Source organism: Bradyrhizobium aeschynomenes (genome assembly GCF_013178945.1).
In the GTDB taxonomy this organism is placed as follows: Bacteria; Pseudomonadota; Alphaproteobacteria; order Rhizobiales; family Xanthobacteraceae; genus Bradyrhizobium; species Bradyrhizobium aeschynomenes.
On the sequence record NZ_JABFDM010000003.1, the window covers coordinates 841,043 to 848,405 of the forward strand.

General features: G+C 64.8%; 7 protein-coding genes. 5 read left to right on the plus strand and 2 right to left on the minus strand.

The window, feature by feature from the left end; translation table 11 throughout:
• The first annotated feature begins 2 nt into the window (after nucleotides 1–2).
• From sufB to HL666_RS12955, 4 genes are read left to right on the plus strand one after another with little or no spacing between them, the layout of a single operon-like run.
• Nucleotides 3–1,520 carry a Fe-S cluster assembly protein SufB gene (gene sufB, locus HL666_RS12940; protein ID WP_172181732.1) on the plus strand — a complete coding sequence of 506 codons (1,518 nt, stop codon included), beginning with the start codon at nucleotides 3–5 and terminating at the stop codon, nucleotides 1,518–1,520.
• A 38-nt stretch (nucleotides 1,521–1,558) separates the two neighbouring features.
• Nucleotides 1,559–2,320 (plus strand): Fe-S cluster assembly ATPase SufC, encoded by a 762-nt coding sequence (sufC, locus tag HL666_RS12945; protein WP_172181733.1) that lies wholly within the window; start codon nucleotides 1,559–1,561, stop codon nucleotides 2,318–2,320.
• A gap of 17 nt (nucleotides 2,321–2,337) precedes the next feature.
• Entirely contained in the window at nucleotides 2,338–3,663 is a 1,326-nt protein-coding gene (sufD, locus tag HL666_RS12950) for a Fe-S cluster assembly protein SufD (RefSeq protein WP_172181735.1), read from the plus strand.
• Between the two features lie 3 nt (nucleotides 3,664–3,666).
• Complete coding sequence (locus HL666_RS12955; RefSeq protein ID WP_172181736.1) at nucleotides 3,667–4,908, plus strand: cysteine desulfurase; 1,242 nt, start codon at nucleotides 3,667–3,669, stop codon at nucleotides 4,906–4,908.
• Nucleotides 4,909–5,182: 274 nt separating this feature from the next.
• Here the strand turns inward: HL666_RS12955 and HL666_RS12960 are convergent, their stop codons facing one another.
• Entirely contained in the window at nucleotides 5,183–5,644 is a 462-nt protein-coding gene (locus tag HL666_RS12960; protein WP_172114189.1) for a SufE family protein, read from the minus strand.
• A gap of 47 nt (nucleotides 5,645–5,691) precedes the next feature.
• Nucleotides 5,692–6,084: a response regulator gene (locus HL666_RS12965; protein ID WP_172114190.1), complete on the minus strand. Its 393-nt coding sequence runs from the start codon at nucleotides 6,082–6,084 to the stop codon at nucleotides 5,692–5,694.
• 447 nt (nucleotides 6,085–6,531) lie between these two features.
• Here HL666_RS12965 and nifH point away from each other — a divergent pair.
• On the plus strand, nucleotides 6,532–7,363 hold an 832-nt coding region (gene nifH, locus HL666_RS12970; protein WP_172181738.1), incomplete at its 3' end, for a nitrogenase iron protein.

Genomic DNA, 7,363 nt, shown 5'->3' on the forward strand with positions numbered 1-7,363 from the left:
AGATGGCAGCGGTTCAGGAGACCATTGATCGGGTCAAGGGCATAGACGTCGATCAATATCGTTACGGGTTCGAGACGCAGATCGAATCCGAGAAGGCTCCGAAAGGCCTGTCCGAGGACACCATCCGCTTCATCTCGGCCAAGAAGAACGAGCCGGCGTGGATGCTGGAATGGCGGCTGGAGGCGTATCGCCGCTGGCTGACCATGACGGAGCCGACCTGGGCGCGCGTCGGATACCCCAAGATCGACTATCAGGATCTCTATTACTATTCGGCGCCGAAGCCGAAGAAGAAGGTCGCCTCGCTCGACGAGATCGATCCGGAGATCCTGAAGACCTATGAGAAGCTCGGCATTCCCCTGCGCGAGGTCGAGCTCCTCGAAGGCGTCGAGCGTCCGTCCGCAGCGGTGGAGACCGAGGATGGCGAAGCGGCCGCGCCGCGTACCAAGATCGCCGTCGATGCCGTATTCGACTCGGTCTCGGTGGCGACGACCTTCAAGGAGGAGCTGAAGAAAGCCGGCGTGATCTTCATGCCGATCTCCGAGGCGTTGCGCGAGCATCCGGACCTGGTGCAGAAATATCTCGGCACGGTCGTGCCGACCACCGACAATTACTTCGCCACGCTCAACTCGGCCGTGTTCTCGGATGGCTCGTTCGTCTACATTCCGCCGGGCGTGCGCTGCCCGATGGAGCTGTCGACCTATTTCCGCATCAACGAGCGCAACACCGGCCAGTTCGAGCGCACGCTGATCATCGCCGACAAGGGCGCCTACGTCTCCTATCTGGAAGGCTGCACGGCGCCGCAGCGCGACGAGAACCAGCTGCATGCCGCCGTCGTCGAGCTGGTCGCGCTGGACGATGCCGAGATCAAATATTCGACGGTGCAGAACTGGTATCCCGGCAATTCCGAGGGCGTCGGCGGCATCTACAATTTTGTGACCAAGCGCGGCGATTGCCGCGGTGCAAATTCGAAGATCTCGTGGACCCAGGTCGAGACGGGATCGGCGATCACCTGGAAATATCCGAGCTGCATCCTGCGCGGCGACAATTCCAGCGGCGAGTTCTACTCGATCGCGATCTCCAACGGCTTCCAGCAGGTCGATAGCGGCACCAAGATGATCCATCTCGGCAAGAACACGTCGAGCCGGATCATCTCCAAGGGCATTGCCGCCGGCAAGTCGCAGAACACCTATCGCGGCCTGGTCAGCGCCCACCGCAAGGCGTCCGGCGCGCGCAACTTCACCGCCTGCGATTCGCTGCTGATCGGCGATAAATGCGGCGCGCACACGGTGCCCTATATCGAGGCCAAGAACTCCTCCGCCGTGTTCGAGCATGAGGCGACGACCTCCAAGATCTCCGAGGACGTGCTGTTCTACTGCATCCAGCGCGGTCTTTCGCAGGAAGAGGCGGTCGGGCTCGTCGTCAACGGCTTCGTCAAGGACGTGCTGCAGCAACTGCCGATGGAGTTCGCGGTCGAGGCGCAGAAGCTGATCTCGATCAGCCTCGAAGGTTCAGTCGGATAAGGACGTCGCGCGCGGCGACAACAAATGAGGAGTGTTCGATGACGGCCTTGCTCGAAATCAAGGGGCTTCATGCCGAGATCGCCGGCGGTCGCAAGATCATCCAGGGCCTGGACCTGACCGTGAACAAGGGCGAGATCCACGCCATCATGGGACCGAACGGCGCCGGCAAGTCGACGCTGTCCTACGTGCTCGCCGGCAAGCCCGGCTACGAGATCACCGCCGGCGAAGTCTACCTCAACGGTGAGGATCTGCTGGCGATGGAGGCCGACGAGCGCGCCGCCAAGGGCGTGTTCCTCGCGTTCCAATATCCGCTGGAGATCCCGGGCGTCGCGACTCTGACGTTCTTGCGTGCTGCCTTCAACGCCCAGCGCAAGGCGCGCGGCGAGGAGGAGCTGTCGTCGCCCGACCTGATCAAGCGCGTACGCGAGATCGCCAAGACCCTGAACATCGACGCCGACATGCTGAAGCGGCCGCTCAATGTCGGCTTCTCCGGCGGCGAGAAGAAGCGCAACGAGACCCTGCAGATGGCGCTGCTGCAGCCCTCGCTTTGCGTGCTCGACGAGACCGACTCCGGCCTCGACATCGACGCGCTGAAGGTGGTCGCGAACGGCGTCAACGCGCTGCGCTCCGCGGAGCGCGGCATGATCGTGATCACCCACTATCAGCGGCTGCTCGATTACATCGTCCCCGACATCGTCCATGTGTTCGCGGCGGGCCGCATCGTCCGTACCGGGGGCGCGGATCTCGCCCGTGAGCTCGAGGCGACCGGCTACGCCCAGTACCAGAGCGAAGCCGCGTAAGGCAGGGGAGCACGGATATGGGCGTCGCGATCCGCAAGACCAAGGCCGAGCTCGGACTGGCCGATCTGTACCAGGGCGCCCGCCGCTATCTGCCCGGGGGCGAGGAGATCACGGCGGTGCGCGCCGCCGCCTTCGATCGCTTCAACGCGGTCGGCCTGCCGCACCGTCGCGTCGAGGCGTGGCGCTACACCGATCTGCGCACGCAGATGAAGGAAGCCAAGCGGCTCGCCTCGCTGCCGGACGACGCCGCCAAGACGAAGGCGCGCGAGGCGCGCGACTTGTTTGCCGGCGCCGGCTTCCGCAAGCTGATGGTCGTCGACGGCGCATTCGTGCCCGAGCTGTCCGACCTTGCCGATCTCGAGCCGGGTCTCGCCATCCAGCCGATGTCCGATGCGCTCGCCGCCGACAAGCCGCTGCTGTCGCAGCGTCTCGGTCCGGTCGTGCCGGATGACGATCCGGCCCTGGCGCTCAACACCGCGCTGGCCGCCAATGGCGTGGTCATCCTGGTCGCCCCGGGGACCGCACTGAGCCGGCCGATCCATGTCGCCTTCGTCACGACCAACTGGGTTGCGACCTCGATGTTCACCCGCTCGCTGGTGAATATCGGCGCAGGTGCCAGCGCTACCGTCGTCGAATCGCATCAGGGGCCCGATGGCAGCGAGTATCAGGTCAACACCGCGATGCAGTTGGTCGTCGGCGACGAGGCGCGGATCGACCACATCAAGGTGGTCGGTGAGGGCAACGGCGCGCTGCACATCGGCTCGCTGCTCGCCAACATCGGGGCGCGCGCGACCTTCAATCAGCTCGGCTTCGTCGCCGGCGGCAGCCTGATCCGCAACCAGCTGTTCGTCCGCCTGGCGGGCGAGGGCACCGTCGCCGACATCCGCGGCGGCGCGCTGCTGTCGGGCACGCAGCACGCCGACACCACGCTGGCCATCGAGCATGCCGCCGAGAACGGCCAGAGCCGCGAGACCTTCAAGGCCGTCGTCGGCGACACCGCCCGCGCGGTGTTCCAGGGCAAGATCACGGTCGCTCCCGGCGCGCAGAAGACCGACGCCAAGATGATGTCGCGCGCGCTGCTGCTGTCCGACGAGGCCGAGGCCGACTCGAAGCCGGAGCTCGAAATCTTCGCCGACGACGTCCAGTGCGGTCACGGCACCACGACAGGGGCCATCGACGACGAACTGCTGTTCTATCTGATGGCGCGCGGCATTCCGCCGGCGGACGCCAAGGCGCTGCTGATCCAGGCCTTCATCGGCGAGATCATCGAGGGCGCGGCCAATGAGAGCGTGCGCGACGCGCTGACCGGGGCGATGCTGGGCTGGCTCGGGCAACGGGAGTAGATGATGCATGCAGCGGTGAGCGGAAGCGGCTACGACGTCGGCCGCATCCGGGCGGATTTTCCCATCCTCGGCATGCAGGTCCACGGCAAGCCGCTGGTCTATCTCGACAACGCCGCCTCGGCGCAGAAGCCGCAGGCGGTGCTCGACCGGATGAACCAGGTCTACACCTCAGAGTATGCCAACGTGCATCGCGGGCTGCATTATCTCGCGAACGCCGCCACCGAGGCCTATGAGGGCGCCCGCGCCAAGGTGGCGACGTTCCTCAATGCCGAGAGTTCCGAGCAGATCATCTTCACCCGCGGTGCCACGGAAGCCGTGAACCTGGTGGCCCAGACCTTCGGCCGCGAGCGGATCGGGCCGGGCGACGAGATCGTGCTCTCGATCATGGAGCACCATGCCAACATCATTCCCTGGCATTTCCTCCGGGAGCGTCAGGGTGCCGTCATCAAATGGGCTCCGGTCGATGACGACGGCAATTTCCTGCTCGACGAGTTCGAGAAGCTGCTGACGCCGCGCACCAAGATGGTGGCGATGACGCAGATGTCGAACGTGCTCGGCACGGTGGTGCCGGTCAAGGAGGTCATCCGGATCGCGCATGCGCGCGGCATCCCGGTGCTGATCGACGGCTCGCAGGCCGCCGTGCACATGGAGGTCGACGTCTGCGATCTCGATGCCGATTTCTACTGCATCACCGGGCACAAGATCTACGGACCGACGGGCATCGGCGCGCTCTATGGCAAGCGCGAGCTCCTGGCCTCGATGCCGCCGTTCAACGGCGGCGGCGAGATGATCCGCGAGGTGTCACGCGACTGGGTCACCTATGGCGACCCGCCGCACCGCTTCGAGGCCGGCACGCCGCCGATCGTCGAAGCCGCCGGTCTCGGCGCCGCCATCGACTACGTCGCCTCGATCGGCAAGCAGCGCATCGCCGCGCATGAGCATGATCTCGTTGCCTATGCGACCGAGAAGTTGCGCGAGATCAACTCGCTGCGCATCATCGGTAACGCCGCCGACAAGGGGGCCATCGTCTCGTTCGAGATGCAGGGCGCCCACGCCCACGACTTCGCCACCGTCATCGACCGCGCCGGCGTCGCAGTGCGCGCCGGCACGCATTGCGCGATGCCGCTGCTGGAGCGGTTCGGTGTGACCGCAACCTGCCGGGCGTCGTTCGCGATGTACAACACGCGGGAAGAGGTCGATGTGCTCGTCCGCGCGCTGAAGAAGGCGCAGGAGTTTTTCTCGTAGCGGCTGAAATTCCGGTCGCTAGTATCGCATGAAACGGTGCCGATAAATGTGCCCTCTCCCCTTGTGGGAGAGGGCTACACTGCTATCAGCCCCAGACTGGCTTGGGTGAGGGGTCGTCTCCGCGAGTCAAGACCGTCCGAGTATGCCGAGCGAACCCTCACCCGGCGCGCCTTCGCTGCGCTCACGCGCACCACCCTCTCCCACAAGGGGAGAGGGTGCACCGACGATGACGCGCTAGGCGGGCTCAATCAAACAAGAAAGCAGCTAATTCAACTTACGCCGCCGCGGCCATTGCCGCCTGCGCATCCGCCTTGATGCGGCTGACCATGGAGCGGAAGCCGTTGGAGCGCTGCGGGGTCAGGTGCTCGCGGAGGCCGAGCTTCTCGAACAGGGCGATCGGATCGGCGGCCAGAATCTCGGGGGCGGTGCGGCCGGAGACCATCGCCAGCAGGATCGCGACCAGGCCGCGGACGATGTGGGCGTCGCTGTCGCCGATGAAATCGAGCACGGGAGCGGCGGTGCCGCGCTGCACGGATGTGGCGACCCAGACCTGGCTGGTGCAGCCCTGGACCTTGTTGCCATCGTTGCGGTCGGCGTCCGGCAGCGGCGTCAACCCGCGTCCGAGCTCGATGACGTAGCGGTAGCGGTCGTCCCAGTCGTCGAGCAGGGCAAAATTCTCGACGATGTCCTCGATGTCCGGATTCGCCGGAGCCGCGGTCTGGGCCATCTTCAACATGATCCTCTCCTGGTCATCTGCTGATCTCAATCCGCCTTGAGGCGCGGCTACGTCGCGAGGCTCGGCTCGGTGCCGCGGCGCGCCAGCACCGTGTCGACCGCATGGGTCACGCCATCGAAGGTGATCGGCTTGGCGATGATCGCCTCGGCGCCCTGGCGCAAGCCCGCCAGCGCGAGCGGCGACTTGGTCGAGCCGGCCACGACGATGATGCCGGCCTGGTGAAGCTTGCGGGCGAGCATGCCGACGGTCTCGGCGCCGTCGTCCTCCAGAATGCTGCTGCCGACCAGCACCGCGTCCGGTGTTGCCCGTGCCGCCTTGCTCAGCGCATCCGCGGTCTCTGCAAAGGTGAAGGTCTCGTGACGCTCGCTGAGGATATAGCCGAGCGCCGAGCGGATCACCTGATCGGCTTCAATGACAAAGACGCACGTCCTGCTCGACATCGGAATACTCCTTCTGGCCCGTTCGGAGGCGGGTTTGATCTACATCAAGCAAACTCCATACCGCGCCCTGAGCAGGCCTCGCGCATCGCTGTCGCAGGATGTTTGCTGGCGCGCTGCGTGGAGCCTGCGGCGACATGTGTCGTTTCGGACAGCACGTCGTGGGAGCGTCGGGTGAAAAACCCAGATGTCGGGTTTGCAACAAGGTCATCCTAGCGCCGAGCTTGGCCGCATCTCTTTCAAAACATGGCCTTTTTAACGATTCCAAAGCTCTGGCACATCAGTTGCAAAACTCTGTTCAGGCAAAGGTTGAGGGCTGAGTGCACGCCGACGCTTCGGACGAGCGATGCTCTCCTTCCCAATAACCCGTCTGCCGGTTCTGGAGAGAGGACGCGGTCTCGCGATGCAAGGTGCATGCGGGACATTGGCAATCGGTTGATGGAGAGCAGAATGTCATCACTTCGACAAATCGCATTTTACGGCAAGGGCGGCATCGGCAAGTCGACGACGTCGCAAAACACCCTGGCCGCGCTGGCCGAGATGGGTCATCGGATCCTGATCGTCGGCTGCGACCCCAAGGCGGATTCGACCCGCCTGATCCTGCACGCCAAGGCGCAGGACACCATCCTGAGCCTGGCCGCTGCTGCCGGCAGCGTCGAGGATCTCGAGATCGAGGAGGTCATGAAGGTCGGCTATCGCGACATCCGTTGCGTCGAGTCCGGCGGTCCGGAGCCGGGCGTCGGTTGCGCCGGCCGCGGCGTCATCACCTCGATCAACTTCCTGGAAGAGAACGGCGCCTATGAGGACATCGACTACGTGTCCTACGACGTGCTCGGCGACGTGGTCTGCGGCGGCTTCGCGATGCCGATCCGCGAGAACAAGGCGCAGGAGATCTACATCGTCATGTCCGGCGAGATGATGGCGATGTATGCCGCCAACAACATCTCCAAAGGCATTCTGAAGTATGCGAACTCCGGCGGCGTGCGCCTCGGCGGCCTGGTCTGCAACGAGCGCCAGACCGACAAGGAGCTGGAGCTGGCTGAGGCTCTGGCCAAGAAGCTCGGCACCCAGCTGATCTACTTCGTGCCGCGCGACAACATCGTGCAGCACGCCGAGCTGCGCCGCATGACCGTGCTCGAGTATGCGCCCGACTCCGTCCAGGCCGGCCACTACCGCTCGCTGGCGCAGAAGATCCACAACAACGGCGGCAAGGGTATCATCCCGACCCCGATCACGATGGACGAGCTCGAGGACATGCTGATGGAGCACGGCATCATGAAGG

Bases quoted from the DNA above. Each gene is read 5' to 3' on its own strand.
- sufB (WP_172181732.1), top strand. From the start codon at position 3: ATGGCAGCGGTTCAGGAGACCATTGATCGGGTCAAGGGCATAGACGTC.
- sufC (WP_172181733.1), top strand. From the start codon at position 1,559: ATGACGGCCTTGCTCGAAATCAAGGGGCTTCATGCCGAGATCGCCGGC.
- sufD (WP_172181735.1), top strand. From the start codon at position 2,338: ATGGGCGTCGCGATCCGCAAGACCAAGGCCGAGCTCGGACTGGCCGAT.
- HL666_RS12955 (WP_172181736.1), top strand. From the start codon at position 3,667: ATGCATGCAGCGGTGAGCGGAAGCGGCTACGACGTCGGCCGCATCCGG.
- HL666_RS12960 (WP_172114189.1), bottom strand. From the start codon at position 5,644: ATGTTGAAGATGGCCCAGACCGCGGCTCCGGCGAATCCGGACATCGAG.
- HL666_RS12965 (WP_172114190.1), bottom strand. From the start codon at position 6,084: ATGTCGAGCAGGACGTGCGTCTTTGTCATTGAAGCCGATCAGGTGATC.